This is a genomic window from Rhizobium sp. HT1-10 (assembly GCF_049472505.1).
In the GTDB taxonomy this organism is placed as follows: Bacteria; Pseudomonadota; Alphaproteobacteria; order Rhizobiales; family Rhizobiaceae; genus Rhizobium.
In genome coordinates this window covers 498,632-524,949 of sequence record NZ_JBCEBQ010000001.1, presented here as the reverse complement: position 1 = coordinate 524,949, position 26,318 = coordinate 498,632, and the positions used below count along the sequence as shown (strand labels likewise).

Here is a 26,318-nt window from a genome sequence, read left to right as displayed (position 1 = left end):
ACCTTGCTCGGCGACACGCTGGCGCTGCTCTTCCGGAATGTCCGGATCTGATCCTGCTGGCGACAGCGCCAGCATGTCAGCCCGCAAACATCGCTCCCAGCTCTTCAGCCGTGCCGTTCGGGAAGGTGGTATGCAGGTGGGCGATGAAGGCGGAGACCTTGCTGCTTAGCAGGCGGCGCGAGCTGTAGAGGACCCAGATGGCGGTCTCGGACCGGCTGGCACTGCCCCAGGAGACCAGGCGACCGCTGGCGAGGTCGGCTGAAATCAGCGACTTTGGCAGCAGCCCGGCACCGGCGCCTGACAGCACCGCATCGCGCACCATGATCATGGTGCCGAGCCGAAGGATGGGATCGGGCACAAAGGTCCGGCCGCCGACAGGATCGACGGTCGTCCAGGTCGCGCGCAGGCCGAAGGATTCCAGCACGACGGCGGCAAGCCGTGGCGGCTCATCGCCGTCGCCTGCCATCGGTGGCAGCAGCGTCGGCACGGCTGCCAGCAGCAGGTCGTCATGCAGAAAGCGGCGGCCGACCAGCAATTCATCCGGCGCGGGATTGACCCGGATCGCCACGTCATATCCCTCCTCGACCATGTCGACATCGCGGTCTTCCGCCGTGACCTCGAGCCTCACCTCCGGATAGGCCTTGGCAAAACCGGCGGCGATCCGGCCCATCGCCATATGCGAAAACAGCACCGGCGCGCTCACCCGCAGGCGGCCGCGCGGCTGCGCCGAACCGCTGCTCACCTCCTCGGCAGCCTGGGAAATCTCGGCAAGCAGCCCGCCGGTCTTTTCGTGCAGACGGCGCCCCTCGTCGGTCAACCGCAGGGTCTTTGCGCCGCGTTCGAACAGCCGCACGCCGAGGCTGAGTTCAAGCTCGGCAACGCGCCGCGACAGCGTCGCCTTCGGCCGGCCGCTGGCCCGGCTGGCAAGCCCGAAACCGCCATGGGCGGCGACGAGGTTGAAATCCGAAATCGCAAGCAGGTCCATCGGCATCGTTCCATCAGCGAGACACCCCATCTATATTCCCGGACTACTTGCATGACAATGGATCGATTACCTTCAGCTGGACATCACGGCGGCGCAATGACGCGACCGGCGGCGATCTCGAAAAGGAGTACGATCATGACCATTCTCGTTGTTGGAAGCACCGGAAACATCGGCAGGCAGGTGGTGGCTGGCTTGGTCGCCAAGGGCGCCGATGTGCGTGCACTGGCCCGCGATCCCGCAAAGGCGCAATTCCCGGCCGGCGTGGCTGTCGTCAAAGGCGACCTGATGGATATCGACGCCATGCGCGCCGCGCTGACGGGTGTCTCGACGCTGTTTCTGCTCAACGCTGTCACGGCGGACGAAGTCACCCAGGCGCTGATCACCCTCAACCTTGCCCACGATGCCGGCATCGAGCGGATCGTCTACCTCTCCGTCATCCACAGCGATCTTTACACCAACGTGCCGCACTTCACCGGCAAGTTCACCGTCGAACGGATGATCGAACAATTCGACATGGCCGCCACCATCCTGCGCCCCGCCTATTTCTTCGATAACGACGTGCAACAGAAGACGGCGCTCCTCGAATACGGCGTCTACGGCATGCCGATCGGCAGCCGCGGCCTGTCAATGGTGGCGACCAGCGACATCGCCGATCTGGCGGTCATCGAACTGCTGCGCCGCGAGCAGGCCGCAACCCCGCTGCCGCGCACGACGATCAACGTCGTCGGCCCGGACAGCCTGACGGGCGAGCGGGTCGCTGCGATCTGGTCGGACGTGCTGGGCAAGCCGATTGCCTATGGAGGCGACGATACGCAGGCATTCGAAGCGATGCTGCGGCAATTTTCACCGAGCTGGACCGCCTACGATCTCGCCCTGATGGCCCGCCGTTTCCAGAGCGACGGCATGATCCCGGATGCCGGCGATGTCGAGCGTCTGGAAGCCATGCTCGGCCGCCCGCTCGCATCCTACCGGGCCTTTGCAACCGAAACAGCCGCCGCATGGGCAAAAGCCTGAAACCAACCGCCATCGCATCCTCAACGTCGCATCAAGGAGTTGATCCCATGAAAATTCTCGTCGTCGGCGCCACCGGGGGAACCGGTCAGGCCATCGTTCGTACCGCACAGGAGGAGGGCCACAACGTCGTCGCGCTGGTGCGCTCAAGGCAGAAGGCAGCCGAGCTCGCGGGAGCGGTGCTGGTCGATGGCGATGCTCGCGACGAGGCGGCGCATTTTGCCGCCCTCGAAGGCTGCGATGCGGTGATCAGCGCACTCGGCACCGGCATCGGGCCGATCAAGGAAATCACGCTGCTGTCCCAATCGACGGCAGCGCTGATCGCAGCGATGAAACGCCGGGGCGTGCCGCGTCTTGTCTGCATCACCGGCATGGGCGCCGGCGACAGCAAGGGCCACGGCGGCTTCGTCTACGACCGGCTGATCCAGCCTATCCTGCTGAGAAAGGTCTATGAGGACAAGGACCGGCAGGAGGCGGTGATCCGCGCCAGCGGCCTCGACTGGGTGATCCTGCGGCCGGCTGTGCTGAACGACAAGCAGGAACCGCAGGCGGTGCGGGCGTTGACCGATCTGTCGGGCTTCCACGGCGGATCGATTTCGCGGCGCAGCGTGGCAAGGTTTGCGGTGGCGCAATTGACCGAGGATCGGTGGCTCCGAAAAGCGCCGGTGATCTCCGCGTAAGGATTGCCGGCTTCCTTGCCGACGTTGCCCTCGCCCCTGCCGCGCTACGCCCGCTCCTCCCACACCCGCGCCAGTTCCACCAGCGTCTTCACGGCCTTCTCAATGTCCCGGCGGCTGCCCCATTCCGAGGGCGCGTGGAAGACGTGGCCGCCGACGAAGACGTTGGGGCATAGCAGGCCTGTAAGGACAGGAGCGAGCCATCGGTGCCGCTCGTGGATTTAGCCACCGGGTCGTGCTATTCATGGTGGCGACAAAGGAGCGGCGCAATGCGGTCGACAATAGAGATTGATGACAGTCTGCTGGAAACGGCCCGCTCGCTATCCGGCATCAAGGATACAGTGCCCCTCGTCCGACAAGCATTGGAAACGCTCATCCGCGTCGAAGCCGGAAGGCGATTGATCGCTCTCGGCCGCAGCATGCCCGACGCAGAGGCCGCACCCAGGCGACGGAGCGCTCCATCGGCGTAATCCTCGCCGACACCTCGATCTGGATCGACCACTTCCGGCGTGCCGATCCAGAGTTGCGTCGGATCATCGAAAGCGATGCCTTGCTGTGCCATCCTGCTGTCATCGGTGAGTTGGCGCTGGGCAGTCTCGCTCACCGCGACAATGTGCTTGCCTACCTCGCAAGCCAACATCAAGCGCTGGTGGCAACCCACGAAGCCGTGATGCTCATGATCGAGCGCCACGGCATTTTTAGCATGGGAATGGCTATACAGACGCCCATTTGCTGGCCTCCGTGCTGCTGGACAGCCGCGCGATGTTGTGGACCCGCGACAAGCGGCTGCAAGCGGCGGCCGGTGCAAATCTTCACATGGCTCGCACTCTGCCAGAGTGATCCGCACTATCCGCACACCTGTGTCAGCTGGGAAAGACCCGTCCTCTACGCCCGCTCCTCCCATTCCCGGGCCAGTTCCACCAGTGTCTTCACGGCCTTTTCCATGTTCTGGCGGCCCAGGCCGCTCCAAGCTCAAGCTGCCGGCCCTTACGGCCGGAACGGCGAGGAATCTGAATACAGTGCGCAGGCTTGCCGCGATGGCGGCAGCCGCCGAGGGAACAGGGTTGGACAATCCTCAACATTGAATGACGCTGAGGTAAGCTTGCGACGCCATTCTCAACAGAATTCCGTCGCGTGTCACGATCGGGATATGCCGAACACGCGCTGTTGATATCAGATAGCAGTCACCCGGATCTTTATGGCCTGTCACGGCAACAACCTCCGCTGCTTCGATTGCGACCTTGCGGTTTATCGGCGCCAATTTCGCCGCTGTTGATCGCATCGCCTTACTGAACCAGTTTCCGACAGACGGTTCTCCCAGAAGCGGTGGGTTGTGTGGCTTGCGCACAGCCAGCGCCAATTCCCAAGCGGAGATTGGCGATACGTAAAGTGTGCCGGCCAGCTGGTGTTCAGCGATGGCGCCAATCGCTTCGTCGGAAAGCGTCTCGGCCCCGGTAACGAACCAGTAAAAGGCGTGCGTATCGAGCAACAGTCCCGGCACGCGACAGACCTCTTATTTGCGTTTGTCCTTCAAGATCTGTGCCGCAATGGGCTTTGCCAGATCGATACCGCGCCGGAGTGGAAGCGGCATATCCTTCATCGCACCCAAGCCGCGCACGGAAAGGAGTTCGCCCGTGTTGGCATTGCGAACAAGTTTCTTGGTTGGATTGGATGTCTTCGCCATTCCATCAATATAACGCGTTTCTACCGCAAGGCGAAATCAAATTTACTGCCCATGACCCCGCCCCTACGCCCTTTCCTCCCACACTCGCGCCAGCTCCACCAGCGTCTTCACGGCCTTTTCCATGTCCTGGCGGCTGACCCATTCCAGCGGCGAATGAAACGCGTGGCCGCCGGCGAAGATGTTGGGGCATGGGAGGCCCATGAAGGACAGGCGCGAGCCGTCGGTGCCGCCGCGGATGCTGCCGCGCACCGGCTCCATGCCGGCACGGCGTATGGCTTCCACGGCGTTTTCCATGATTTCCGGGTGGCGGTCGAGCACCTGCTTCATGTTGCGGTATTGCTGCTTGACGGTGAATGTGTGGGTCGAACCGGGATAGTCGGCCATGACGGTTTCGGTGAGGGTCTTCAGCATCGCTTCCTTGGTGGCGAGGCCCTCGTCGTCGAAATCGCGGACGATGAGGCTGACGGTCGCCTTTTCCATCGAGCCTGCAATCCCGACCGGGTGGACGAAGCCGTCCCTGCCCGAGGTCGTCTCCGGTGCCTGGTCCCTCGGCAGGCCGGCAATGATGGCGCCGGCGATCTTGATGGCGTTCTCCATGCGGCCCCTGGCAAAGCCCGGATGGATGGCGACGCCCGAAATGGTGATCTCGACGCCATCGGCGGAAAAGGTCTCGTCCTCGATATGGCCGGCGGTCTCGCCATCGACGGTGTAGGCGAAGGCGGCGCCGAGCTTCGTGAGGTCGACCTTGTCGGCGCCACGGCCGACTTCCTCGTCGGGCGTGAACAGCAGCTTGATCGTGCCATGGCGGATATCGGGATTGTCGATCAGCGTCTCAGCCGCCGTCATGATCTCGGCAAGACCCGCCTTGTCGTCGGCGCCGAGCAGCGTCCTGCCATCGGTGGTGATGAGGTCGTTGCCGATCTGGTCGGCCAGCGCCTTGTGCTCGGCGACGCGGATGACGCGTGAGGGATCGCCCGGGAGCGTGATATCGCCGCCCTGGTAATTGCGCACCATCTGCGGCTTGACATCCGTGCCGGTGAAATCGGGGGCGGTGTCCATGTGCGAGCAGAAGCAAATGACCGGCACGTCCTTGTCGGTGTTGGCAGGCACCGTGGCATAGACATAACCGTGCTCGTCGAGATGGGCGTCCTTGAGGCCCATCGCCAGCAGCTCCGACACCAGCAGCCGGCCGAGCGTCTTCTGTTTCTCGGTCGTCGGCTGGGTCGTGGAGCTGGCGTCGGATTGGGTGTCGATGACGACATAGCGGAGGAAGCGGTCAGTGACGGTATCGGTCATGGTGTCCAGTCCAGTGAATGCTTGGACGCCGACCTTAGCCTGCGGGGTCAGCGGCGTGAATCGTTTTTTAGCGTGCCTGCTGCCTTTTGCCACCGGCAGCCAACGCTGGCGGTGATGGACATGTGCGGTGCCGGTTCCCGTGAGGCCGAGACTGCGCCGCTTTGACAATTCCCCTTGATTGCAATGCGGATTTGCGGCCTCTAGGCGGCGAGCGAGGAAATGCGACGGAGCGAGCGTGGTGAGAACAGGGATTTCGACGGGCCTGAACGCAATGACATTGGCCTTGGCCTTGGCCTTGACGCTGGCACCCATTGCGGCAAAGGCCGAGTGGAAGGCCGTCGAAACCACGAAACCGTACGCCATATCGGGCACGACGGCGCCCGAGCTCTACGCCTCGATCGGCGCGCGCGGTCCGGCACTCGGCGGCGGCCGGGTGATCGCCCACACCACCTTCAAGCTTACCTGGACACGCAACTACCGGCCGCAGGCCTCGTCCTGCGTCCTGGTATCGGCCGTGCCGAAGCTGACGATCATATACACCCTGCCGAAACCGTCCTCGCCGCTGCCGCCGGCCGTCAACGCCAAATGGCAGACCTTCATATCAGGCGTTGCGGCCCATGAGCGGGTGCATGGCGGCTTCATCCGCGACATGGTGCACGAGATCGAGGCGACCAGCATCGGCTTCACCGTCGCCGACGATCCCGACTGCGCCAAGATCCGCATCGAGCTCACCAAGCGGCTCGGCGAAATCTCCGCCCGCGAACGCCAGCGCAACCGCGACTTCGACAAGGTGGAAATGGGCCCGGGCGGCAATGTCCAGCAGCTGATCCTGGCGCTGGTGAACGATTAGGTGGGGTCTTCGGGCGGGATCAGGCCGAGATGGCCGAACAGCGATTCCTAATCAAGACCGCCGGAAATGATGTTGGTGATCAACACGGCATCGTCCTCGACGCGGTATAGGATGACCACCCGTCGCTCGAATACAACGACCCGGATGCCCGCGGCGAGATCTTCACGGGAGACACCCGAAAAAGGAAGGTCACCGATCTTCAGACAGCGATCACGAATGCGGCGGAGATAGGCTTTGGCAGCGCAGCTGAGCCACTGCTGTCCCTGACATATTGGTAGATCTTATTGAGATCACCCCGCGCGAACTGGCCGAAGACAGCCCGCCGTGGCGCGGTCACGCGGCGTCATCCGGCAGCGCGTCGATCCATGTCTCGAGCTCGTCGGCCGAGAGGCGTGGTCGCGGATCGTCGAGGGATGCCTGGACGCGCGCCCGGATGGAGGCGATGCGCGCGGCACTGTCTTCATCCCGCTCGGTGAGCGCCCGCATGGCGGCCTGAACCACATCGCTGGCCGAGCCATAGGCACCCGCCTCGACCCGCGCATTGATGGCGTCGACGACTTCGGCGGGAAGCGAGATGCTGAGTTTCTGGTTCATGGCCCGGACGCCTCTTGGTCAGGACGGTAAAGTAAGGCGAAACACAGGACCGAGCAAGCGCCTTGCAGCCGCGCCGCCGACGCCCTATTTTTAACCCATGAGCCAATCCATTCGCAACGGCGCGGCGACTGCCGCCATCTTTTCCTTCGACAACAGCTATGCGCGGTTGCCTGCGCATTTCTTTGCCCGTCAGCGGCCGTCAGAAGCGGCAGCCCCGCTGCTCCTGGCGCTGAACGAGCCGCTGGCCTTGGAACTCGGGCTCGACGTGGCCGCGTTGCAGCGGGATGGCGCCGAGATCTTTTCCGGCAATCGAGTGCCGGAAGGGGCAGATCCGCTGGCCATGGCCTATGCGGCGCACCAGTTCGGCGGCTTCGTGCCGCAGCTCGGCGACGGGCGGGCGATCCTGCTTGGCGAGGTCATCGATATCAACGGCAGACGCCGCGATATCCAGCTGAAGGGTGCCGGACAGACGCCGTTTTCGCGGCGCGGCGACGGGCGGGCGGCGCTTGGGCCGGCCCTGCGCGAATATGTCGTCAGCGAAGCCATGCATGCGCTGGGCTTGCCGACCACAAGGGCGCTGGCGCTTGTTTCCACTGGGCAGCCGGTCTACCGCGAGACGGCGTTGCCGGGCGCTGTTTTCACCCGGGTTGCCGGCAGTCATATCCGCGTCGGCACGTTCCAGTTCTTTGCAGCGCGTGGCGATGTCGAGGGCACGCGGGCGCTGGCCGACTATGTCATCGAACGGCATTATCCGCACGCGCGCGACAGCATCCGCCCCTATCTGGCGCTGTTCGAGGCGATCGTCGAGCGGCAGGCGGCGCTGATTGCCTGTTGGCTGCGGGTCGGCTTCATCCATGGCGTGATGAACACCGACAATATGACTGTCTCGGGCGAGACCATCGACTTCGGGCCCTGCGCCTTCATGGATGAGTACGATCCGGCCACCGTGTTTTCGTCGATCGACCGGCAGGGGCGTTACGCCTATGCCAACCAGCCGGCCATCGGCCAGTGGAACCTGGCGCGGCTCGGTGAAACCATGCTGCCGTTGTTCGATAACGATCCCGACACGGCGGCGCAGCTGGCAAACGACGTGATCAAGGGCTTCGGCCCCCGCTTCCAGGCCCATTGGCTTGAGGGCATACGGCGCAAGATCGGCCTTATCGGTGAAGAGGATGGCGATCTGGATCTCATCCAGGCATTGCTGGCTTTGATGCAGGCGGAGGCAGCCGACTTCACGCTCACCTTCCGCCGGCTGGCTGCGGTCGCCGAGGACGACGACGCCACCGCGGCGTTTGCGGCAACTTTCCAGAACCCGGATACCGTCCTGCCCTGGCTCGCCCGCTGGAGGGAGCGCCTGACGCGCGATCCGCAGACGGCTGCACAGCGTGCCAAAAGCATGCGCTCGGTCAATCCCGCCTTCATCCCACGCAACCACCGCATCGAGCAGGCCATTGTCGCCGCCGTCGAGGAAGGCGACCTCTCGCTGTTTCATGCGCTGCTGGATGTGCTGGCAAAGCCCTACGAGGACCAGCCGGTTTTTGCCGCCTATGCCGAGCCGCCGAAGCCGGCGGAGCGGGTGCTGCAGACGTTCTGTGGGACGTGAGGCGGGGGACGGCCGGCCTTTAGGCTAGCCAATGCCAAACTCCAAAACCAAAATTACACATAGTTAGGCCGCCAGTAGTCATGCCTTCCTCGGCACAAGTTGATGGGCGCCATTCAATCGGGAGATGTTGCGCTTTCGCGCTCGTTGGTCGGCGGGGCCGCCTCCTCTTTCGATGACCTCTGTCGAAGCCACTGGATAATCCTGAAGATCGCCACAGGGAGCGGAAAGAAAAGTGAGGCCAGGACTTTCAACAGGCTCTGCAAGAATGACATCGCGATATCCTTGTTTCTCCTAGACCTGGGAATGACGGTCTAAAGTCAACTCCCAATAGACCGGGATGACCGGTGGGCAGGTCCGCGACCCGTGATCTGCAGCTCGGGCCGCGGTCGACGTCTCCCAGTCTTTGATTAGGCGATGCCGCCCAATCTGCTCCAAGAGAGAATTTTCCTTGCGCCTGACCGACGTCTGGCGCTGTCTCCGATTTGCAGCGCGTTACATCCGCGAAGACCGGATCGAGCCTTACCCTCCCCCAGGCTGCCGGATCGGCTCCAGCTAAGGCAAGCTCGACACAAGACAACTCTACTAAAAGTAGAGACCTTGTGATAGCACCAGCCGGCTATAGGATCCGATATGACCTCAACGATTAGCGCTAGCAGCCCGGTAAAGTTTTACGCAGATTTGAAAATATCAGACATTAAAAATTGGCACGATGTTCCTGCGTCTGCCGTTGTTCCAATGCCGCCTGAAGTGAAGGCACAGGCGGCCGCGAGCAAAGCAAATGTGGCGAACCTCAACGCACAATATCAGGCGGCAACAGCAGCCAATCCGGATTTTTATCGCCCAAAGTCCGAGAGCAACGCGATGTACGAGACAAACGTTGCGACGCTACCCGAGGCTGAAGTTCAGCCTCGCATCGAATATATCACCAATCTGATTAAAAGCGGCGAAGCAGACAAGTACTCTTTTCAAGCAGGGAATGGAGAGCAGACCACAACCTCAATCCATCAGTTTCTTTCCTGGCTACAGCAACGAGCGCATGATCTCGATAGCGATGGCACCTACTCGCCGGACATGTTCAAATAGGGCGTGATTGGCAGTAGGTTTCCTGCCCCGGCCTGCCATAGTCTTCACCTATTTGCCTAAGCTAGCTGCAACCACCGACAACTTCGGGCGTAGGCGGTGAGAGGGTTGTCATGCAGGCCTGCCCGATCTCCGCAATTTAACGTCGCAAAACACTTACAACCATAGCCATCCCGATCTCGTCAAAATAGGTAGCTCGCCTACCTTATTTCGATTGTGGCCATTGAAAGGCATTTTCCGCACGCTATGTGCGTCGCTGAAATGGGCCGACACGCGGCCCCGAATGCCGTGCGCGCTCTCCGGCGGTGCGGCTCCCTCTCAGCGGAGATTGCTCGATGGCGATCACGATTACGTCCATTCTCTTTATTCTGATCGGGCTTGCGCTCGGCGGCGGCGGCGGGTGGCTCGTTGCCCTCGGCGGCAGTCCCTTCTATCTTTTTGCCGGCGTGATGTTCGTCGTCACCGGCGCCCTCCTCTGGATGCGCCGCGCCGCGGCCCTCTGGGTCTACGCGGTCCTGGTGCTCGCAGCGCTCGGCTGGGCGGTCTGGGAAGTCGGCTTCGACTGGTGGCAGCTCGGCCCACGCGGCGGCCTGATCATCGTGCTGGGCCTCTGGCTGCTGACGCCCTGGATACGCCGGCCGCTCGGCTTCAGGGGCACCACCGGAACACGCTATCCGGCCAATCCCTGGCCGCTTGCCATCAGCGTCATCATTGCCATCGTGGTTGCCGGCTATTCCATGACGACAGATCCGCATGATCTGGCCGGCGCCCTGCCGACCGATGTCGCAGCCGCTGCCCCCATGGGTGGCGACATGCCGGATGGCGAATGGCACCAGTATGGCCGCACGCCCTACGGCCAGCGCTACTCGCCGCTAGCCCAGATCACGCCGACCAATGTCGCCGATCTGAAGCTCGCCTGGCAGTACCAGACCGGTGACGTCAAGCGCCCTGATGACGTCGGCGAAACCACCTATCAGGTGACGCCGCTGAAAGTCGGCGACAGCCTCTATCTCTGCACGCCGCACAATCTGGCCATCGCGCTGGATGCCGCTTCGGGCAAGGAAAAATGGCGCTACGATCCGAACTCGGGCATGAACCCGAACCGGCAGCACCAGACCTGCCGCGGCGTCAGCTACTATCACGATGTGGCTGCACCGGCCGGCGCCGCCTGCTCCGAGCGGGTCTACCTGCCGACCTCGGATGCACGCCTGATCGCGCTCGATGCCGCCAACGGCAAAGTCTGCGAGACCTTCGCCAACAAGGGCACGCTCGACCTCGGCCAGGGCATGAAGTTCAATCCGGCCGGCTACTACTATTCGACGTCGCCGCCCGTTGTCGCCAAGGGCATGATCATTGTCGGCGGCGCCGTCAACGACAACTACTCGACGCAGGAACCCTCCGGCGTCATCCGCGCCTTCGACATCAACACCGGCGCCCTCGTCTGGAACTTCGACACGGGCAACCCGGACGAGACAACACCGCTGCCTGAAGGCCAGACCTACACGACGAACTCGCCGAACAGCTGGTCCGTCTCCAGCGCCGACGAAGCCCTCGGCCTCCTCTACGTGCCGCTCGGCAACAAGGTGCCCGACCAGCTCGGCATGGGCCGCAGCCCGAGCGTCGAGAAGTTCTCGTCGTCGATCGCGGCGCTCGACCTTGCCACCGGAAAGGTCCGTTGGGTTCAGCAGTTCGTCCACCACGACCTGTGGGACATGGACGTGCCGGCCCAGCCGTCGCTGATCGATATCACCAAGAAGGACGGCACCACCGTTCCGGCTTTGGTCGGCGCCACCAAGCAGGGTGACATCTACGTGCTCGACCGGCGCACCGGCGAAGCCGTCATCCCGTTCAAGGAAATCCCGGCGCCGGGCGGCACGATCCCGGAAGACCACGCCTCGCCGACGCAGCCGATCTCTGACCTCACCTTCAGCCCGCCGCCGCTGCAGGAAAAGGACATGTGGGGCGTGTCGCTGTTCGACCAGCTGGCCTGCCGCATCAAGTTCCACGAGCTGAAATATGAAGGCCGCTACACGCCGCCGTCGCTGCAGGGCTCGCTGATCTATCCCGGCAATTTCGGCACCTTCAACTGGGGCAGCGTCGCCGTCGATCCGGAGCGCCAGGTGATGTTCGGCATGCCGACCTACCTCGCCTTCACCTCGAAGCTCGTCCCCGCCAGCCAGATCCCGCCACGCGGACAGGACGAGAAGGGCAGCGAACAGGGCCTCAACCGCAATGACGGCGCGCCCTATGGCGTGTTCATGGGCCCCTTCCTCGGCCCGCTGCAGATCCCCTGCCAGGCTCCGCCATGGGGTTACGTCGCTGGCGTCGATCTCAAGACCGGCAAGACCGTCTACAAGCACAAGAACGGCACGACGCGCGACATGACACCCCTGCCGCTCGCCTTCAACGTCGGCGTTCCCGGCATCGGCGGGCCGATGATCACCAAGGGCGGCGTCGTGTTCATGGGAGCCGCCGTCGACGATTTCCTGCGCGCCTATGACCTGACGACAGGCAAGGTGCTTTGGAAGGGCCGGCTTCCGGCCGGTGGCCAGTCCACCCCGATGACATACACGGCTGGCGACAACAAGCAGTTCGTGCTGATCGTCGCCGGCGGCCACGGCTCCATCGGCACCAAGCCCGGCGACTATGTGATGGCCTACACGCTGCCGTAAGCGCCGGCATCGCTACCGCCTGAATCAGCACCTCCCCGTTGGCAACGACGGGGAGGTTTTTTGTGGATGGATGCCTTCAACGCAAGGCCCGCGCAGGCTTGGCGGCGGAACGTCGACGCAGATCTCAGGAGACTCGACAATGAAGGTTCACAGCAGCCAGAGCAGTTACAGCGCCCCCTTGCTCAGCCAGTCCTATTCGGACTCCGATGACGATACCCCCTTCGTCCTGCCCGATGACGAAGACAGCAGTCAGAAGAAGGCGGCGCCCTCGATCAGCAGTGCCGGCATCTCCAATTCGATTTCCTCCGGCTTCTGGCTGAACCAGTCGGGCGGCGCAGGGGACAGCACGGCTTCGACGTCGGGCACGTCGTCGTCAAACACCGCCGCGTCCGACGACGACATCCTGTCCGAATTCGCGAAATGGGCGAATATGAGCCCAGCGGAAAAGATCCGCGCCCAGTATCTCGAACAGCAAAACATGACGGAAGAGCAGTTTTCGCAGCTACCGGCCGATCAGCAGAAGGCGATCAATGACCAGATCGCCGACATGATCAAGCAGCAGCTCGGCGACGGCAAGACGGGCGATGCCGACGGGGACAGCGACGGCGGCAGCACGGCTGTCTCGCTCGGCTGATTGTCCCATTCATCACATGAAGACGCTGCGGGAGAGAATCGCTTCTCTCCCGCAGCGCATTGAACTTTCGGTGGTTATTGTTCTTCCGCCGAGCTGCCGACCATGCCGGCGACCATCTTGCCAATTTCCGCGAAGACCGCATTGAGCTCTGCAGCCGGCGCCGTTGCCTCCGCGATATAGGCCGCGACCAGGATCGGCCCGCGCTCCGGCGGCCAGACGATGGCGATGTCGGCAGCCATTCCGGCAGATCCCGTGCCGGTCTTGTCGCCGACCTTCCATTGCGGCGGCAGGCCGGCGCGCAGACGATCTTTGCCCGTGGTGGCGGCGATCAGCCAGCCGGTCAGCATCGCGCTGGAGGCGTCCGACAGGGTATTGCCGAGGGTCAGCAGGCCCAGCGTGTCGAGGATGGCGTCGGGTGTCGTGGTGTCGCGCGGATCGTCCTTCTTGGCTTGGTTCAGTTCCGGTTCGCGACGGTCGAGACGCGTCTCGGTATCGCCTGTTGTGCGCAGCCAGTCGGTCAGAGCCGAGGGGCCGCCGAAACTGTCGAGGATGAGGTTTGCGGCCGTGTTGTCGCTGACGGTCACGGCCGCCTCGCAGAGCTCGGCAATGGTCATGCCGTCGGTGCCGGCGTGCTTTTCCGTGACCGGCGAATAGGCAACCAGCGCCTCCTTGCCGAAGGTCACGCGGCGATCGAGCTTTTCCTTGCCCTGGTCGACGCGGGCGAGCACGAAGCCGGCGGCGAGCGCCTTCCAGGTGCTGAACATCGGAAAGCGCTCGGTCTCGCGGTTGCCGAGGGATATGTTGGTTTCCGTATCGAGAATGGAGACGCCGAGCCGGCCGCCGGTGCGTTTTTCAAGCGCCGTCAGCTGGGCGTCGGCATCCTCCTCGGTCTTATGGTCGCCGGCTGGCGGTGCCGGCTGCTCAGGCACCGCGTCGCTCAAGGGTTTAGTGGGCACGACGGGCGGCGGGGTTGTCTGGGCGAGCAGGCCCTGCGGCATCAGGATCGCCACCGGTGCGAGGACGGCGGAACCCAGGAGCAGGCGGCGAGTGATGGGAGCGGGCATGCTTTCCTCCAGCAGAATCATCTTGGCGGATGCCTTAGACGAAGAATATGGCACCCATCTGGCGTGTCGCCGCGCGGAAGCGGCCGGGTCCATGATCGTCTGGGTCAGAATTTGTCGGCGGCCGCAGAGAGGGCCGCCGGTTTTGCCTCGCCTTGGCGACGGCTCTCGACGGTCGTCAGCCGGCCACGCCGTCGACGATGAACACGCGGTATTCGGCACCCTTGAAGCGGTGCTGCACGGCTTCCTGGTAGAGAGGGCTGTCGTACCAGGCCTGGGCTTCCGCCATCGTCGCAAATTCGAGGATGACCGAACCATCGACGGCCGGGCCTTCGAGCGTCTTGACCGTGCCGTAGAACGCCAGGGCCTTCATCTCATGCCCGTCCCGCGCCAGCGGCGCCATCTTTCCATAGGTCGCGAACTCCTCCGGATCGGTGATCCGGTCGCGCACGAAAACCACATAAGCACTCATTGTCGATTCCTTTGCTTGGGCGTCTGCAGGTCACTCGGCCGCAGAATTTCAATCGCCGATGTAGGGCCCACCATATGTAGGTCTGCCCAAGGGAATTGCACCGGCGCGCCGGTCTGCAGCCGCGGAATCCACCGATGGCGAAGCATCAAGGAGCCGTTTGCTCGCCGGAGACCGCAGCGGAAGGCTGGCCATAGGCGCGTAGAATGGCCAGGATGAGGCCGGGGAAGCGGCCATCCACTTCCTGGCAGCGCGAATGATTGCTCATTTCGATGCCGCGGCGCTCGGAGCGGATCAGTCCGGCCTCGCGCAAAACCTTGAAATGTTGCGAGAGAGACGACTTCGGAATGACGCGCTCGCCAAGGCATGCGAGTGCCGCGCACGTCCCGCTCGAACCGACGCCGGCGATCTGGGCAAAGATCGCGGCCCGTTCCGGATCGGAAAGCGCGTACAGGACGGCCTCGGGCCTGATGTCTTCTATGGCTGGATGCAGGAGCGGTCTCATAAACTTTATATAGGGACACTTGAAATCAGGATCAACAGTTCCGAAATCCTGAACTACGGAACAACGCCCGACAAAGCGGCGGCGTCCGTGTCGAAAGGAACGATCATGTCTAAACTTACGGGAAAAGTGGCCCTGGTGACCGGTGCATCCAAGGGAATAGGCGCGGCAATTGCCAAGGCATTCGCAGCGGAGGGCGCGCACGTCGTTGTCAATTATGCCTCGAGTCAGGCTGGCGCTGACGCCGTTGTGGAGGCCATCAAGTCCGCTGGCGGCAAGGCCATTGCGGTGCAGGGCGATGTTTCCAAGGCTGAGCAGGCAAAGGGGCTGGTCGATGCCGCCATCGAGGCCTTCGGTCGGCTGGACGTCCTGGTCAACAACTCCGGTGTCTACGAGTTCGGCGCCATCGACGACATTACCGAGGCACATTATCGTCGCATGTTCGACGTCAACGTCCTCGGCGTGCTGCTGATGACGCAGGCGGCGGTCAAGCACATCGGTGAAGGCGGCAGCGTCATCAACATCTCGTCTGCGGTGACGAGCCTGGCTCCGCCGACCTCCGCGGTCTATTCGGGCACCAAGGGCGCTGTCGACGTCATCACCAGCGTGCTCGCCAAGGAACTCGGTCCGCGCAAGATCCGAGTCAATGCCATCCTGCCCGGCATCGTCGAAACCGAAGGGACGCATACCGCCGGATTCGTCGGCTCGGATTTCGAGGTCAGCGCCGTCGCCCAGACCCCGCTCGGCCGCACCGGCCAGCCCGACGATATCGCCGATGTCGCAGTCTTCCTCGCTTCGAACGACGCCCGCTGGCTCACCGGCGAAAAACTGACCGCAAGTGGCGGTTTTCGCTAAGCAGGCCAAGTTGGGCATGCCATCCGACACGGCATGCCCGATACTGCCTTGATCTCATGGGCGGCCGCGAAAAGACCATCACGGCCGTCAATCGTTTGCAAGGGTTGTCGGGTAGCCATGCCCACCGTTCATGATCGCGCCCCACTTCGGCAATCTTCAGACAGCCCCGGGAAAAACCATCCCGCTGGAATCCTGCCCGCCGCGCTAGGTACAGAGAGACGACAGGGCCGGGCCGGATGTTGGAAAATATCCGTGGCTGGGGAGATCGACGTCGCGGCTTAAGGCCGGTGCGTGATCCTATCCCTTCGGGGTGTACTCGACCATCATTGCCAGCAGCGCGTCGAAGCTGCCGCTCCGTTCCGCGTTGCGAAAATCGCGGACGCGCTCGACGCAGATTTCCGCGGGCGAGCGGTCGCCGCTGCCGTGCAGCAAGGCCATGACTTCGTCGGCGAATTCGGCGAGCGGCATGGAGTTCGGATCCTGCGACTGGCCGGGCGTCAGTTCGGTCTGCACCTGGGGCGGCACGATCTCGATGACCTCGACACGCCCTTCGAGCAGCGGCCGGATGGCGGCGGTATAGGAATGGAGGGCCGCCTTGGAGGCGCTGTAGGTGGGCGACGCCGGATAGGGAACAAAGGCCGTGCCGGACGAAACGTTGACGATGGCCGCATCGGCCTGCGTCGACAGATGATCGATCAGCGCGTTCGTCAGGCGGATCGGACCGAGCACGTTGGTGACGATCATCCGCTCGGCATCACCGAGATCGCGTTTGTGCCGGGGATTTTCACCGTTGTAGGTACCGGCATTGTTGACCAGCACGTTGAGGCCCGGATGGGTGGCGAGGATTGCGGCGGCTGCGGCCACGATGGCCTCGGCATCGGCGATATCGAATTCGTGGACGAAGATGCCCTCGCGGCCGGCGGCTGTTTCCTCCAGCATGTCGCGTCGACGGCCGGTGACGATGACGCGGTTGCCGGCATCGTGCCAGCGATGGGCAAGGGCCCGACCGATGCCCGAACCGCCGCCGGTGATGAGGATTGTGTTGCCGCTTGCCTTCATCTCGATCTATTCCTCTATGCAGTGAGCCACCAATGGCTCGTCGCGAGTATTACTCTCGCGAGAGTAATCTGTCGAGAGCCTTATGTCATCCATCCGCCTGTTCATCTTGTCGTCCTTCGATCTGCTGGGTCCAATGCACGGCCACCGGCTGCGGCTCGAGGCTGAAAACCGCCATGTCACGCTGTGGACCGACATCAGTGTCGGTGCAGTCTATGGCGCCATGGCGCGGCTGGCGGAGGAAGGCCTGCTACGCCAGACCGGCGAGGAGCGCGACGGCAAGCGACCGGTGCGACAAATCTACGAGATCACCGACGAAGGCCGGCGGGTGCTGGCTGATCTGCGTCGGGCAGGCCTCAGCGACATCTGGTACAAGCACGATCCCTTCGATCTGGCGCTCGTACGCCTCGACCCCGCCAGTGCAGCCGAACTGCCCGGCCTCCTGCAGGGGCGGCTGAACGCCCTGGAAGCGCAACTTGCCGAGGCCGACCGCATCAACGCCTGGGCCGAGCCCTATATCGGCATTACCAAACGCTCGGCGCTGAAGCACGGTCAGCACCGGCTGCGAGCGGAGATCGCCTATCTCCGCGAAGTGCTGGCCGACATCGACGCCATCGTCGCCGAGGTGACGGCCGGAAAGGTGTGATGCATCAGCCCTTCTGCGGCAAAAGCGAATATGGACGAAGCTAACGCGATTCTGCCGGTGCGGAATGCCAGCCGGTGGCAATCAGCACGGCTTCGCGTTCATGCGCCGGCAGGGCACGCAGACGGGATCGCGTCGCAATCCGAATGGCCGCGAAACCGGCGACGAACAGAGCGGCCTTGCTGCAAAGCCCGAAGACCGCCATCGTCGCTGCCCAGGTCGCGACATCGGTGCTGATCGCCAGATAGGCGTTCAGCGCCGCCGAGGTAAACATCAGGGCCGACCAGGCATAGCCGACATAGGTGGCGATGTCGGGCACGGTGGAGGCTGCAATCTTCGGCAGGTAGCGGATCATCCAGCCCGGCCGCAACATGACCAGGCCAACGATGGCGTAGAGCGCGCTTGGCTTGAACAGCACGAAACGGGGGTCATCCGTCAGTGCCGTGGCGGTACCGGAGGCCAGCACCAGAAACAGGCTCAGCCATTCCATCGTCTCGATCGGCTTTCGCCGCACCCGTTGCAGGCCGATCTGGACAAGGCCGAACGCCATGCCGACGCCGGCGGCAAGGAGGGCATTGTGCGTCAGTGAAAACAGGATGAGGAAAACCAGGCTCGATGCCAGGTCGGCAAGCAACACCGTCGCCGTTCTCAGGAAAGCTCTCATCCGTGCGCCCCGGCCTTGCAGCAATCGTCTGCAGCCAGAATGAGGCAATGGCCGCTCAGGATCAAGAAATTACACCGCCATGGATCAAGACCGAATCGGCCCTATGCCTGCGGATGCTCTTTCTTTTACCCTTGAGACCGCGACTGTGAACAGTCTGTCGCCGCGCGCCGTCTTGGCGGCGTAACAGCCCCGCGCTATGGACGCATGGCGAGCGAAGGCGAAAGCTGCTCAATGACCGCCACCATCCAACAACCGGAGACGATTATGAAACAGCAACTTTCCGCCTACCAGCCCCAAGTCCTCAGCCTGATGCGCATCGTCGTCGGACTTGTGCTCTTTTCCTTCGGCACTGCCAAGATCTTCCATTTCCACGCCGGCCCCTTCCTGCCGCCGACCGGCTCGCTGCCCTGGATCGCCGGCCTGATCGAGCTGATCCTCGGCTTCCTGTTCCTCGTCGGCTTCCAGACGCGCGTCGTTGCCTTCGTCCTCAGCGGCGAAATGGCCGTTGCCTACTTCATGGCCCATTTCCCGACCAGCTTCTTCCCGACCGAGAACGGTGGCTATGCCGCCGTCATCCTGTGCTTCGTCTTCCTGTATTTCGTGTTCTCCGGCCCGGGCCCGATCAGCGCCGACGCCAAGCTTCGCCAGGAATAGTCGCAACGGCCTCACCGGCCCGTTGCAGCCAGACATGGATCAGCCCATTGCCCGCAAGGACAATGGGCTGATTTCGTTTCAAGCCCGGCCGCCGACTGGAGGATCAGTTGATAGTGGCATGCGCAGGCTTGTGGTCTTCGTGGTCGCCATGGTCGTGATCAGCGTGGTCGTGGTTCTTGTGGTCGTGACCGGCATGATCGTGGGCGCCATGGTCGTGGGCGCCATGGTCATGGTCGCCATGATCGTGGCTGCAACTGTGGTTGCCTTGATCGTGCGCTGCGTGGGCATGCGGATCGACGGCAGTGCCGGTCACCTTCCACTCGCGCCAGGAATGGCTGAGGATCTGCACCGACGAGGTCAGGAACAGGCCGGCCATGACGGCGGCGACGGCAAGGTCCGGCCAGGCTGTGTTGGTTCCCCAGACGCCGAGGGCGGCCGCCATGACCACGACATTGCCGATCGCGTCATTGCGCGAGCAGAGCCAGACCGAGCGAACATTGGCGTCGCCGTCCTTGTAGTTGACCAGCAGCACGACCGTGGCAAGGTTTGCCAGCAGCGCCATGAAGCCGATGATGCCCATGACCGGTGCCTCGGGCACGCCGACGACGAAGACGCGGTAGATGGTAGCCGCGCAGACAAACAGGCCCATCAGGAACAGGCTGATGCCCTTGCCGGCTGCCGCCATGGTGCGGATGCGCGGCGATGCGCCGATGACCGCCAGCGAAATGCCGTAGGTGACTGAATCGGCGAAGAAATCCAGCGCGTCGGCCTGCAACGCCTGGGACCGGGCGAGCTGGCCGGCAATCATCTCGACGAAGAACATGATGCCGTTGAGCGCGATGACGATCCACAGGCGGGTCTTGTATGTGTCCGACATGCCGTCGAAGGGGCCGTGGGTGTGGCCGCAGGAAGCGCTCATCGTGTCACCTTTGTGTTGGATTCGGTCTCGTGACATCCTATGTAATCCCTCTAGCGACTAGAGCATCAAGAGGAAATTTTGCCATGCTGTCGATCGGGGCATTGTCGAAGCGGGCCGGCGTCAAGGTGCCGACCATCCGCTACTACGAGCAGGTCGGGCTGTTGAACGCGCCCGAACGCAGCGACAGCAACCAGCGCCGCTACAGCGAGGCCGACCTGGAGCGGCTGGCCTTCATCCGTCACGGGCGCGATCTCGGCCTGACGGTCGAGGCGATCCGCGGGCTGATCACCCTCAGCCAGCATCCGGAGCGGCCGTGCCAGGACGCCGACCAAATCGCCCGCGAGCACTTGGCGGACGTGCGCGAAAAGATCGCCCGGCTGAAGAAGCTGGAACACGAGCTCGAACGCATCGTCTCGCACTGCGACGGCCACAGCATCGAGGATTGCTACGTCATCCGGGCACTCTCCGACCACGGGCTCTGCGAGACCGATCACGCGGTGCACGGGCAGGACGCGGCGTTCGGGTGACGGAAGGCCTGGGAATGCAGGGTGCGCGTGCGCGCACGACCTGTCGCCGAATCCTGCCCGCCTGTTTCACTGCCGCTTGACAATTTTCCAATTTCGGATCATCTCTTGCCCATGATCACGCACGCGCCCATCATCCGCTCGTACTTTTGGCTGTACCTCTAGCAGGCGGCCGACAGATCATTTTGTCAACAAGCCGCCGTCAGGCGGCTTTGTTGTATGCGACAGCGTTCTGACGGCACCCATAACAGGACGCAGACCATGCTCGAAGACAGCGAACTTTCTCTCCTCAGACCGTCGGTGCTGACCATCCGCGCTGCCAAGCCGCAGGACCTGCCGGAACTCAACGCTATGATCCGCCTGCTGGCCGCCCACCATGGCGATGCCGCAGCGATCACGCCCGAACAGCTGGAGCGCGACCTGTTCGGCGCCCTGCCCTGGATCACCGCACTGGTGGCCGATTCCTCGGAAGGCCTGCTCGGCTACGCCATCCTCGTGCCGCTCTACAGGGCGCAGGAAGGGCAGCGCGGCATGGACCTGCACCATCTCTTCGTACGCGACGGCCATCGCGGCCACGGCATCGGCCAGCATCTGGTCGACCGCGCCCGCGACACCGCCCGCAAGGCCGGCTGCGGCTACCTGTCCGTCAGCGCCGCCACCGGCAATGTGCTGGCCCACCGCTTCTACGAACAGCTGGACTTCATCCCCCGCCCGGTGACCGGCATGCGGTATCTGCAGGCGCTGGGTTGAGGGCGAAGTGGGGCTGGTGAACGATCCTCACGATCCAATCCTGGAGGCGCGCGCAAATCATGCAGGCAGCGGCAGTCATTCACGATCGTCCTGCCTGTCTCTGGTTTTTGCAAAGTTCCGATGGAGGGCGAGAGGAAGGATGAAAACGGATCCGGTGAAAGAACTGCAGGCCTTGGTGGAAACGCTCTGGGCGCGAACAGGGCTGGGCGACTGCGTGCAGATTGGCACGATGCGTCGTGACGATGGCTCCGAGCATGTGGAGATCGTTGATAACCGCTACGATATCGTGGTGACGGAAAAGGGAAGCGAGGTTGAGCGGACAGCAGGGCTTTCCATCTCCGACGCCGCGAGACGATTTTTGCATGAGTCGGCCGTGGCACAGGCTTGTGCCGCCGAGTTGCGCGACAGACGCGCGCCGAACGATGCCCCTTCGCCGCCCGGCGTCGCCAAGGACAACGGCTACTCCCGATGGAACTGGATGGCACCCACTATTGAAATCATGAGCCGGATCTCACCCGAGTTTGGCGACTGGACCCTCCAGGAATATCGAACCGTTCTGGGGCAATATCCGCTGACCGATCATGAAATACGCAATGCCCGGTATCCCCTGTCGCCAGAGTTTGTATGATGGCAATGCTGAGGACATCGGCGCACGGCATGGCAGGCGGTCGCTGCAGCGGGCAACGGCAACCTATCGGCCGTGGATGCGATCGAGCAGCGCTATACGCGGTTGGGCGATAACCGTTACCCCGACAAGGGATTGTCAACCTGGTTCGTCGCCGAACTCGCGGTCGATCGTGACGGCATCATCGGCGATTGTCCCGGCGTGTTCCTGATGGCGCAGGCCGTCGGAAAGACGGAAATCAGGCAACTGAAGCCTTGTCCAGAACCTCTTCAGCCCATTGATTGAGACTTTTCCCCGCGAGTTCTGCGGCCTTTGCGGCACGCGCGTGGATCTCCGGATCGACGCGGAACATCATCTTGCCCGAATAGGGCTTGTGGGGCGCTCGCCCGAGTTTCCTGCAGGTCTCGACATAATCGTCGACCGCCTCGTGAAAAGCATGCTTCAGTCCAACCACGCTGTCGGCATGGAAACCGATGACGTCAGGCACGCCGGCGATGGAGCCGAAGAAGATCTCGTCCTCCGCGTCGAAGTCGATGCGTGCGGAATAGCCCTTGTAGGTAAGGATATTCATGGTGTTATTCCCAGTTCCTGCAAATAGAGCCGTGCATCCCTCACCTGATATCGCTTGGCTTCCTTGGCGGGGTGCGGCCGATGAAAAAACGCCAGTTTTCCATCCTTTTCGAATCGGACCCGCGATCCGTTGCCTTCGATGACCTTGCATCCGGACGCCAGCAACAGCGCCTCAAGGTCGGCCCAGGCAATCGTGCCTTGGACCGGATCCTTGAAGACTGCAGCCAGGGTTTTGCGATGCCTGCCGTTCATGAGCAAGCATAGCAAATGCTAGCATAAACCGCAAGCATCGCCTCTGTTCCGGCAGAGCGCTGACCTAGACGCAGCAGCAACCGCCGCCGCCCCCCGCCCTCACCTTGCAGCGCGCCGATCCCGGTCCCGGCGCAGCGCGTGGGCGATCAGCCGGTCGATGAGTTCGGTGTTGCCGATGCCGCTGGCGGCGAAGGCCTTCGGGTACATGCTGATATTGGTGAAGCCGGGGATGGTGTTGACCTCGTTGATGGTGATTTCGCCATCGGCCTGCAGGAAGACGTCGACCCGCGCCATGCCCTCGCAGCCGAGCGCGAGGAAGGCCCGCCGGGCGATGTCGCGGATGGTCTCGGCCACGGCGTCGGGCAGATCGGCGGGCACTTTCACGTCGGCGCCGTCGGCATCGATGTACTTGGCGTCGTAGCTGTAAAAACCGTGCTTCTCGGCCGGCACGATCTCGCCGGGCAGCGAGACCGAGATCGACCCGTCGGCATCCTCGAGCACCGCGCATTCGATCTCGCGGCCGGCGACGAAGGTTTCCACCAGCACCTTGTCGTCGTGGCGGAAGGCCTCGCGCAGCACCGTCTCGAAGGCTTCGCTGCTGCTAGCCTTGCCGACACCGACTGACGATCCCTGCCGCGCCGGCTTGACGAAGACCGGCAGCCCGAGCGTGTCGGCGATCGTCTCGAAGGATGCCGTGTCGGCGCGACGTAGCGTCACCGACGCAGCGACGTTCAGTCCCGCCGCGCCCAGCAGACGCTTGGCGATGTCCTTGTCCAGCGCTGCGGCCGAGCCGAGGATACCGCAGCCTACATAGGCGACATCGGCGACCTCCGCGTGGCCCTGCACCGAACCGTCTTCCCCGAACAACCCGTGCAGCACCAGAAACACCACCGAGACCGGTGGCAGTTCATAGGCTGCGCCTGTCAGCGGCATCGCCATCATCCGTCCGCCGCCACCCGGCAGCAGGCAGACCCTCACGCCGGTTTCCGGCACGGCTGCAGGCATCGCCTGACCGTCCCACTCCAGCAACAACCATTCGCCGCTGCGGGTGACGGCGATCGGGACGATCTCGTACTTTGCGCGGTCCATGGCGCCGACGACATTGGCGGCTGAGAGAAGGGAGACCTCGTGCTCGGAGGACCGCCCCCCGAAAAGAACGGCAATTCGCGTCTTGCTATCCATGGTCTGCTCAAATCTCCCCTATGCCGGCCGTGCCGCAGCGCCGCCGCAAACCGTTCCCACAACGGTTTGATCGGCTGGCAAGGTTGAATTGAACTGCGCCCGATTTGTGGCGGCCAATGCAACCATGGATTTTGGCTTCGTCCAGCGGCCCGGCGCGCCCAAGGGCCAGGCGCGGTCGCCGCTCCGCAGGGTGCCGGCAAATGGGCGATTTCCCTGGGCGCATCCAGCAAAAGGCAAAGGGGCCAAGCCCCCTCGCCCTTATTCGGGCACCGACGTCGTGCACTCGCGAATCACGATGCCTTGCTCCGCACCATGACAGCTCTTATGCCTGAGAATGATGGCCTTCCGTGCGAGGTATGTGATGAACGGCGTCCTTGCCGCTTGCTACCGTTGCAGGCGACCGCGCCGTGCGGCAAAGCCATCCATCAGAATTCGGACCATTCCTGCTTGATAGCGAGATTGCCCTGGGTCGCAAGACGCACTTCCCGCTGAGGAAAACGCCGCACCGTCGCTTCGGCTCGGCGTGGCGACGCGCTCACCTTGCCAGCGCCATCCGCAAGATGAAACCGTTGGACGACCTCGCGCAGACGGGTGGATTCGCTCGAAAGGGTTGCGCTGGCGGCACTCGTCTCCTCCACCATGGCAGCATTCTGCTGCGTCACCTGGTCCATCTGATTAACCGCAGTATTGACCTCTTCGAGCCCAAGCGCCTGCTCCTTTGCAGAGGTTGCGATCGACTGCATATGCTCGTTGATGGTTACGATAAAGCCTTCGATGGTCTTCAGGGCCTTTCCGGTCTCATTGACCAGCTGGACGCCACTTTGAACTTCGACGCTGGAATTGCGGATCAGATCCTTGATTTCCTTTGCCGCCTTGGCTGAGCGCTGAGCCAATTCGCGAACCTCTTGGGCGACGACGGCAAAGCCTCTTCCAGCCTCGCCAGCGCGCGCGGCTTCGACACCGGCGTTCAGCGCCAGAAGGTTGGTCTGGAAGGCGATTTCGTCGATGACGCCGATAATCGTGGCAATCTGCTTGGAGGAATGCTCGATCTTCTGCATGGCGCTGACGGTGGTGGCAACCACGGCACCCGAATGCGAAGCACTTGCATTGGCTTCGGCGACGACCTTGCGCGCTTCCTCCGCCCTTTTCGAGGAATTCGAGACATTGACCGTGATCTCGTCCAAAGCGGCTGCGGTCTGCTCGAGCGACGCGGCCTGGTTCTCTGTCCGCTTGGACAGGTCGTCAGAACTCTGGCTGATCTCGCGCGAACCGCTGTCGATCGAGTGCGCCGATTGCGCGACGATTGCGAGTATCTCCGTCAGCTGTGTCACCGCGCCGTTGAAGTCACCCCGCAGGCTCTCGAAATCTGCAGCGAAGGGCGTATCAAGCCGGACCGTTAGATCGCCAGCGGCCAGTTGCCTTAGACCCTTGGCAAGATCCGACGTCGCATGCTGCATCGCCTGTGTCTTCACAGCCTCCAACGCGCCGTTTCGATTTCGCTCGGCTTCGCTCTGGTTGCGCAAGTCGTTCGAGTCGCTTTCGAGCGTCTGGGCACGGATCGCATTGGTGCGGAAGATTTCCACCGCTGCCGCCATGTCGCCAATTTCGTCAGATCGGCCCGCAAAGGGAACGACAGAGTCAATATCGCCGGTGGCAAGGTTGCGCATCGTCGTTGTAATCTTTTCGATCGGCCGGGCAATCTGGGCGAAGGCGAAATAGGTGGCCGCAGCAATCAGAACGACGATTCCGAACACCGCTGTGATGGTGACGGCAAGGGTCGAGCTGAAGACCATCTGGCTCGCCTCATACGCCGCTTTCGTCCCTGCCATGTTGACTGCGACGACCGCGTCGATGTCACTTTGAATCTTCTTGCTGAGCGGCGTCATGGAGTTGATCGTCGCGGCTTTTGCTTCATCGTCCTTGCTGGCCCGCGAAAAGACGAGCATTGCCTCGCCCGCCTGCCCATAGCTTTTGTAGAAGTTGTGGATTTCCCCGATTGCCTGCGTTTCCTCGTCACCCGGATTCATCAGCGCCCCATAGGAATCGAGCTCGGTCTGGAAGCGCTTGCCCTCTCTGATGACGCTTTCTTCGGCCTCTTTCTGATCTGCGTCGCTCACCGCAAGGATGTGTCTGTTGTAGGCGCCAATCATATCGGACATTGCCGTGTCCATCTCTTTGGCGTGTTGAAGGCTAGGCATCCAGTCGGTTGCAAGGACGGCGACGTTGCTGTTGATCACATCGAGCCGGCTCAGTGCGAATGTCGAGAATGCAATAGTGACAAGGCCGATGGCGGCGAAAATTGCGAATAAAGCGGTTTTCACCTTGGGTCGCGACATGTGGATTCCGATGCAATCAGGAGTAATTTTTATTTCCTACATATAAGAATAATAGAAATTACTTAACCTCTGAATAACAACTTTAAATTGCCCACATCATGCGCTTGAAATATTTTCCACCAGCAAAAAAATACGCAGAATATATACTGACCATTCCCTAGCGAATGACC

General features: G+C 62.7%; 29 protein-coding genes and 3 pseudogenes. 15 read left to right on the top strand and 17 right to left on the bottom strand.

The genetic code is table 11. The features are described 5' to 3' along the window. Window positions 1–76: 76 nt before the first annotated feature. Window positions 77–985, bottom strand: a complete 909-nt coding sequence (locus tag VH564_RS02620) for a LysR family transcriptional regulator (protein ID WP_423338257.1) — start codon at window positions 983–985, stop codon at window positions 77–79. 135 nt (window positions 986–1,120) lie between these two features. On the opposite strand from VH564_RS02620, the gene VH564_RS02615 reads away from it, so the two are divergent. Together VH564_RS02615 and VH564_RS02610 are read left to right on the top strand one after the other, a co-directional pair. After that, window positions 1,121–1,999: an NmrA/HSCARG family protein gene (locus tag VH564_RS02615; protein WP_423338256.1), complete on the top strand. Its 879-nt coding sequence runs from the start codon at window positions 1,121–1,123 to the stop codon at window positions 1,997–1,999. A 47-nt stretch (window positions 2,000–2,046) separates the two neighbouring features. Beyond that, window positions 2,047–2,676 (top strand): NAD(P)-dependent oxidoreductase, encoded by a 630-nt coding sequence (locus VH564_RS02610; RefSeq protein WP_423338255.1) that lies wholly within the window; start codon window positions 2,047–2,049, stop codon window positions 2,674–2,676. Window positions 2,677–2,720: 44 nt separating this feature from the next. Here VH564_RS02610 and VH564_RS02605 read toward each other — a convergent pair. Then, window positions 2,721–2,884 (bottom strand): annotated as a pseudogene (locus VH564_RS02605) (peptidase T); the annotation flags it as partial. Between the two features lie 58 nt (window positions 2,885–2,942). Here VH564_RS02605 and VH564_RS02600 point away from each other — a divergent pair. Together VH564_RS02600 and VH564_RS02595 are read left to right on the top strand one after the other, a co-directional pair. Next, window positions 2,943–3,143, top strand: coding sequence for a type II toxin-antitoxin system VapB family antitoxin (locus VH564_RS02600; protein ID WP_423338254.1), 201 nt, complete (start codon window positions 2,943–2,945; stop codon window positions 3,141–3,143). Further along, window positions 3,134–3,513, top strand: a pseudogene (locus VH564_RS02595) (type II toxin-antitoxin system VapC family toxin). The gene VH564_RS02600 and the pseudogene VH564_RS02595 overlap by 10 nt, the downstream one beginning before the upstream one ends. Before the next feature lie 235 nt (window positions 3,514–3,748). Here VH564_RS02595 and VH564_RS02590 read toward each other — a convergent pair. The 3 genes from VH564_RS02590 to pepT all read right to left on the bottom strand — a co-directional run bounded on the left by VH564_RS02590 (window position 3,749) and on the right by pepT (window position 5,653). Next, on the bottom strand, window positions 3,749–4,174 hold the full coding sequence (locus tag VH564_RS02590; RefSeq protein WP_423338253.1) for a type II toxin-antitoxin system VapC family toxin: 426 nt from the start codon (window positions 4,172–4,174) through the stop codon (window positions 3,749–3,751). Window positions 4,175–4,186: 12 nt separating this feature from the next. After that, the gene (locus VH564_RS02585) at window positions 4,187–4,357 is read right to left on the bottom strand and encodes a hypothetical protein (RefSeq protein ID WP_423338252.1); all 171 of its coding nucleotides are present in this window, start codon (window positions 4,355–4,357) and stop codon (window positions 4,187–4,189) included. A gap of 63 nt (window positions 4,358–4,420) precedes the next feature. Continuing rightward, window positions 4,421–5,653: a peptidase T gene (gene pepT / locus VH564_RS02580; protein ID WP_423338251.1), complete on the bottom strand. Its 1,233-nt coding sequence runs from the start codon at window positions 5,651–5,653 to the stop codon at window positions 4,421–4,423. Between the two features lie 271 nt (window positions 5,654–5,924). On the opposite strand from pepT, the gene VH564_RS02575 reads away from it, so the two are divergent. Beyond that, window positions 5,925–6,503 carry a DUF922 domain-containing Zn-dependent protease gene (locus VH564_RS02575; RefSeq protein WP_423338250.1) on the top strand — a complete coding sequence of 193 codons (579 nt, stop codon included), beginning with the start codon at window positions 5,925–5,927 and terminating at the stop codon, window positions 6,501–6,503. Between the two features lie 47 nt (window positions 6,504–6,550). Here the strand turns inward: VH564_RS02575 and VH564_RS02570 are convergent, their stop codons facing one another. Together VH564_RS02570 and VH564_RS02565 are read right to left on the bottom strand one after the other, a co-directional pair. Beyond that, window positions 6,551–6,700: a hypothetical protein gene (locus VH564_RS02570; protein ID WP_423338723.1), complete on the bottom strand. Its 150-nt coding sequence runs from the start codon at window positions 6,698–6,700 to the stop codon at window positions 6,551–6,553. 136 nt (window positions 6,701–6,836) lie between these two features. Further along, window positions 6,837–7,097, bottom strand: coding sequence for a ribbon-helix-helix domain-containing protein (locus tag VH564_RS02565; RefSeq protein WP_423338249.1), 261 nt, complete (start codon window positions 7,095–7,097; stop codon window positions 6,837–6,839). A 97-nt stretch (window positions 7,098–7,194) separates the two neighbouring features. On the opposite strand from VH564_RS02565, the gene VH564_RS02560 reads away from it, so the two are divergent. The 4 genes from VH564_RS02560 to VH564_RS02545 all read left to right on the top strand — a co-directional run bounded on the left by VH564_RS02560 (window position 7,195) and on the right by VH564_RS02545 (window position 13,086). Beyond that, window positions 7,195–8,700, top strand: coding sequence for a protein adenylyltransferase SelO (locus VH564_RS02560; RefSeq protein ID WP_423338248.1), 1,506 nt, complete (start codon window positions 7,195–7,197; stop codon window positions 8,698–8,700). A gap of 630 nt (window positions 8,701–9,330) precedes the next feature. Next, window positions 9,331–9,783 carry a hypothetical protein gene (locus VH564_RS02555; protein WP_423338247.1) on the top strand — a complete coding sequence of 151 codons (453 nt, stop codon included), beginning with the start codon at window positions 9,331–9,333 and terminating at the stop codon, window positions 9,781–9,783. A 332-nt stretch (window positions 9,784–10,115) separates the two neighbouring features. Then, window positions 10,116–12,452, top strand: coding sequence for a glucose/quinate/shikimate family membrane-bound PQQ-dependent dehydrogenase (locus tag VH564_RS02550; protein ID WP_423338246.1), 2,337 nt, complete (start codon window positions 10,116–10,118; stop codon window positions 12,450–12,452). A gap of 139 nt (window positions 12,453–12,591) precedes the next feature. Then, window positions 12,592–13,086 carry a hypothetical protein gene (locus VH564_RS02545; protein ID WP_423338245.1) on the top strand — a complete coding sequence of 165 codons (495 nt, stop codon included), beginning with the start codon at window positions 12,592–12,594 and terminating at the stop codon, window positions 13,084–13,086. Window positions 13,087–13,160: 74 nt separating this feature from the next. On the opposite strand, the gene bla is transcribed toward VH564_RS02545, so the two are convergent. From bla to VH564_RS02530, 3 genes are all read right to left on the bottom strand, one after another. Then, window positions 13,161–14,150, bottom strand: coding sequence for a class A beta-lactamase (gene bla, locus VH564_RS02540; RefSeq protein WP_423338244.1), 990 nt, complete (start codon window positions 14,148–14,150; stop codon window positions 13,161–13,163). Between the two features lie 175 nt (window positions 14,151–14,325). Beyond that, complete coding sequence (locus tag VH564_RS02535; RefSeq protein WP_423338243.1) at window positions 14,326–14,619, bottom strand: DUF1330 domain-containing protein; 294 nt, start codon at window positions 14,617–14,619, stop codon at window positions 14,326–14,328. Window positions 14,620–14,764: 145 nt separating this feature from the next. Continuing rightward, window positions 14,765–15,121: an ArsR/SmtB family transcription factor gene (locus VH564_RS02530; protein WP_423338242.1), complete on the bottom strand. Its 357-nt coding sequence runs from the start codon at window positions 15,119–15,121 to the stop codon at window positions 14,765–14,767. A 105-nt stretch (window positions 15,122–15,226) separates the two neighbouring features. Here VH564_RS02530 and VH564_RS02525 point away from each other — a divergent pair, with 105 nt between their 5' ends. Continuing rightward, window positions 15,227–15,973: a glucose 1-dehydrogenase gene (locus VH564_RS02525; protein ID WP_423338241.1), complete on the top strand. Its 747-nt coding sequence runs from the start codon at window positions 15,227–15,229 to the stop codon at window positions 15,971–15,973. A gap of 297 nt (window positions 15,974–16,270) precedes the next feature. Here VH564_RS02525 and VH564_RS02520 read toward each other — a convergent pair whose 3' ends face one another. Next, complete coding sequence (locus VH564_RS02520; protein WP_423338240.1) at window positions 16,271–17,032, bottom strand: SDR family oxidoreductase; 762 nt, start codon at window positions 17,030–17,032, stop codon at window positions 16,271–16,273. Window positions 17,033–17,114: 82 nt separating this feature from the next. Between VH564_RS02520 and VH564_RS02515 the strand changes: the two genes are divergently transcribed. After that, entirely contained in the window at window positions 17,115–17,675 is a 561-nt protein-coding gene (locus VH564_RS02515) for a PadR family transcriptional regulator (RefSeq protein ID WP_423338239.1), read from the top strand. 40 nt (window positions 17,676–17,715) lie between these two features. Here VH564_RS02515 and VH564_RS02510 read toward each other — a convergent pair whose 3' ends face one another. After that, entirely contained in the window at window positions 17,716–18,336 is a 621-nt protein-coding gene (locus tag VH564_RS02510) for an inner membrane-spanning protein YciB (RefSeq protein WP_423338238.1), read from the bottom strand. A 264-nt stretch (window positions 18,337–18,600) separates the two neighbouring features. Here VH564_RS02510 and VH564_RS02505 point away from each other — a divergent pair, with 264 nt between their 5' ends. After that, a complete protein-coding gene (locus VH564_RS02505; RefSeq protein WP_423338237.1) occupies window positions 18,601–18,990 on the top strand; it encodes a DoxX family protein in 390 nt (129 codons plus the stop codon). A 309-nt stretch (window positions 18,991–19,299) separates the two neighbouring features. Here VH564_RS02505 and VH564_RS02500 read toward each other — a convergent pair. Continuing rightward, window positions 19,300–19,909 (bottom strand): annotated as a pseudogene (locus VH564_RS02500) (cation transporter); the annotation flags it as partial. 83 nt (window positions 19,910–19,992) lie between these two features. Between VH564_RS02500 and VH564_RS02495 the strand changes: the two are divergent. From VH564_RS02495 to VH564_RS02485, 3 genes are all read left to right on the top strand, one after another. Continuing rightward, window positions 19,993–20,436 (top strand): MerR family transcriptional regulator, encoded by a 444-nt coding sequence (locus tag VH564_RS02495; protein WP_423338236.1) that lies wholly within the window; start codon window positions 19,993–19,995, stop codon window positions 20,434–20,436. Between the two features lie 258 nt (window positions 20,437–20,694). Then, entirely contained in the window at window positions 20,695–21,183 is a 489-nt protein-coding gene (locus VH564_RS02490) for a GNAT family N-acetyltransferase (protein ID WP_423338722.1), read from the top strand. 139 nt (window positions 21,184–21,322) lie between these two features. Beyond that, entirely contained in the window at window positions 21,323–21,811 is a 489-nt protein-coding gene (locus VH564_RS02485; protein WP_423338235.1) for a hypothetical protein, read from the top strand. Between the two features lie 235 nt (window positions 21,812–22,046). Here the strand turns inward: VH564_RS02485 and VH564_RS02480 are convergent, their stop codons facing one another. The 4 genes from VH564_RS02480 to VH564_RS02465 all read right to left on the bottom strand — a co-directional run bounded on the left by VH564_RS02480 (window position 22,047) and on the right by VH564_RS02465 (window position 26,148). Beyond that, on the bottom strand, window positions 22,047–22,379 hold the full coding sequence (locus VH564_RS02480) for a type II toxin-antitoxin system HicB family antitoxin (RefSeq protein ID WP_423338234.1): 333 nt from the start codon (window positions 22,377–22,379) through the stop codon (window positions 22,047–22,049). Next, entirely contained in the window at window positions 22,376–22,630 is a 255-nt protein-coding gene (locus VH564_RS02475; protein ID WP_423338721.1) for a type II toxin-antitoxin system HicA family toxin, read from the bottom strand. The genes VH564_RS02480 and VH564_RS02475 overlap by 4 nt, the downstream gene beginning before the upstream one ends. A gap of 99 nt (window positions 22,631–22,729) precedes the next feature. Continuing rightward, the gene (locus VH564_RS02470; RefSeq protein WP_423338233.1) at window positions 22,730–23,812 is read right to left on the bottom strand and encodes a D-alanine--D-alanine ligase family protein; all 1,083 of its coding nucleotides are present in this window, start codon (window positions 23,810–23,812) and stop codon (window positions 22,730–22,732) included. Window positions 23,813–24,237: 425 nt separating this feature from the next. Further along, a complete protein-coding gene (locus tag VH564_RS02465; RefSeq protein ID WP_423338232.1) occupies window positions 24,238–26,148 on the bottom strand; it encodes a HAMP domain-containing methyl-accepting chemotaxis protein in 1,911 nt (636 codons plus the stop codon). Window positions 26,149–26,318: the final 170 nt, after the last annotated feature.

What these genes read in the sequence shown, in the direction of transcription:
- VH564_RS02485 (WP_423338235.1), top strand. Translation starts at nt 21,323, where the DNA reads ATGAAAACGGATCCGGTGAAAGAACTGCAGGCCTTGGTGGAAACGCTC.
- VH564_RS02555 (WP_423338247.1), top strand. Translation starts at nt 9,331, where the DNA reads ATGACCTCAACGATTAGCGCTAGCAGCCCGGTAAAGTTTTACGCAGAT.
- VH564_RS02510 (WP_423338238.1), bottom strand. Translation starts at nt 18,336, where the DNA reads ATGAGAGCTTTCCTGAGAACGGCGACGGTGTTGCTTGCCGACCTGGCA.
- VH564_RS02545 (WP_423338245.1), top strand. Translation starts at nt 12,592, where the DNA reads ATGAAGGTTCACAGCAGCCAGAGCAGTTACAGCGCCCCCTTGCTCAGC.
- VH564_RS02600 (WP_423338254.1), top strand. Translation starts at nt 2,943, where the DNA reads ATGCGGTCGACAATAGAGATTGATGACAGTCTGCTGGAAACGGCCCGC.
- VH564_RS02565 (WP_423338249.1), bottom strand. Translation starts at nt 7,097, where the DNA reads ATGAACCAGAAACTCAGCATCTCGCTTCCCGCCGAAGTCGTCGACGCC.
- VH564_RS02495 (WP_423338236.1), top strand. Translation starts at nt 19,993, where the DNA reads ATGCTGTCGATCGGGGCATTGTCGAAGCGGGCCGGCGTCAAGGTGCCG.
- VH564_RS02520 (WP_423338240.1), bottom strand. Translation starts at nt 17,032, where the DNA reads ATGAAGGCAAGCGGCAACACAATCCTCATCACCGGCGGCGGTTCGGGC.
- VH564_RS02465 (WP_423338232.1), bottom strand. Translation starts at nt 26,148, where the DNA reads ATGTCGCGACCCAAGGTGAAAACCGCTTTATTCGCAATTTTCGCCGCC.
- VH564_RS02560 (WP_423338248.1), top strand. Translation starts at nt 7,195, where the DNA reads ATGAGCCAATCCATTCGCAACGGCGCGGCGACTGCCGCCATCTTTTCC.
- VH564_RS02620 (WP_423338257.1), bottom strand. Translation starts at nt 985, where the DNA reads ATGGACCTGCTTGCGATTTCGGATTTCAACCTCGTCGCCGCCCATGGC.
- bla (WP_423338244.1), bottom strand. Translation starts at nt 14,150, where the DNA reads ATGCCCGCTCCCATCACTCGCCGCCTGCTCCTGGGTTCCGCCGTCCTC.
- VH564_RS02610 (WP_423338255.1), top strand. Translation starts at nt 2,047, where the DNA reads ATGAAAATTCTCGTCGTCGGCGCCACCGGGGGAACCGGTCAGGCCATC.
- VH564_RS02530 (WP_423338242.1), bottom strand. Translation starts at nt 15,121, where the DNA reads ATGAGACCGCTCCTGCATCCAGCCATAGAAGACATCAGGCCCGAGGCC.
- VH564_RS02615 (WP_423338256.1), top strand. Translation starts at nt 1,121, where the DNA reads ATGACCATTCTCGTTGTTGGAAGCACCGGAAACATCGGCAGGCAGGTG.
- VH564_RS02490 (WP_423338722.1), top strand. Translation starts at nt 20,695, where the DNA reads ATGCTCGAAGACAGCGAACTTTCTCTCCTCAGACCGTCGGTGCTGACC.
- pepT (WP_423338251.1), bottom strand. Translation starts at nt 5,653, where the DNA reads ATGACCGATACCGTCACTGACCGCTTCCTCCGCTATGTCGTCATCGAC.
- VH564_RS02525 (WP_423338241.1), top strand. Translation starts at nt 15,227, where the DNA reads ATGTCTAAACTTACGGGAAAAGTGGCCCTGGTGACCGGTGCATCCAAG.
- VH564_RS02550 (WP_423338246.1), top strand. Translation starts at nt 10,116, where the DNA reads ATGGCGATCACGATTACGTCCATTCTCTTTATTCTGATCGGGCTTGCG.
- VH564_RS02535 (WP_423338243.1), bottom strand. Translation starts at nt 14,619, where the DNA reads ATGAGTGCTTATGTGGTTTTCGTGCGCGACCGGATCACCGATCCGGAG.
- VH564_RS02575 (WP_423338250.1), top strand. Translation starts at nt 5,925, where the DNA reads ATGACATTGGCCTTGGCCTTGGCCTTGACGCTGGCACCCATTGCGGCA.
- VH564_RS02480 (WP_423338234.1), bottom strand. Translation starts at nt 22,379, where the DNA reads ATGAATATCCTTACCTACAAGGGCTATTCCGCACGCATCGACTTCGAC.
- VH564_RS02515 (WP_423338239.1), top strand. Translation starts at nt 17,115, where the DNA reads ATGTCATCCATCCGCCTGTTCATCTTGTCGTCCTTCGATCTGCTGGGT.
- VH564_RS02505 (WP_423338237.1), top strand. Translation starts at nt 18,601, where the DNA reads ATGAAACAGCAACTTTCCGCCTACCAGCCCCAAGTCCTCAGCCTGATG.
- VH564_RS02585 (WP_423338252.1), bottom strand. Translation starts at nt 4,357, where the DNA reads ATGGCGAAGACATCCAATCCAACCAAGAAACTTGTTCGCAATGCCAAC.
- VH564_RS02475 (WP_423338721.1), bottom strand. Translation starts at nt 22,630, where the DNA reads ATGAACGGCAGGCATCGCAAAACCCTGGCTGCAGTCTTCAAGGATCCG.
- VH564_RS02470 (WP_423338233.1), bottom strand. Translation starts at nt 23,812, where the DNA reads ATGGATAGCAAGACGCGAATTGCCGTTCTTTTCGGGGGGCGGTCCTCC.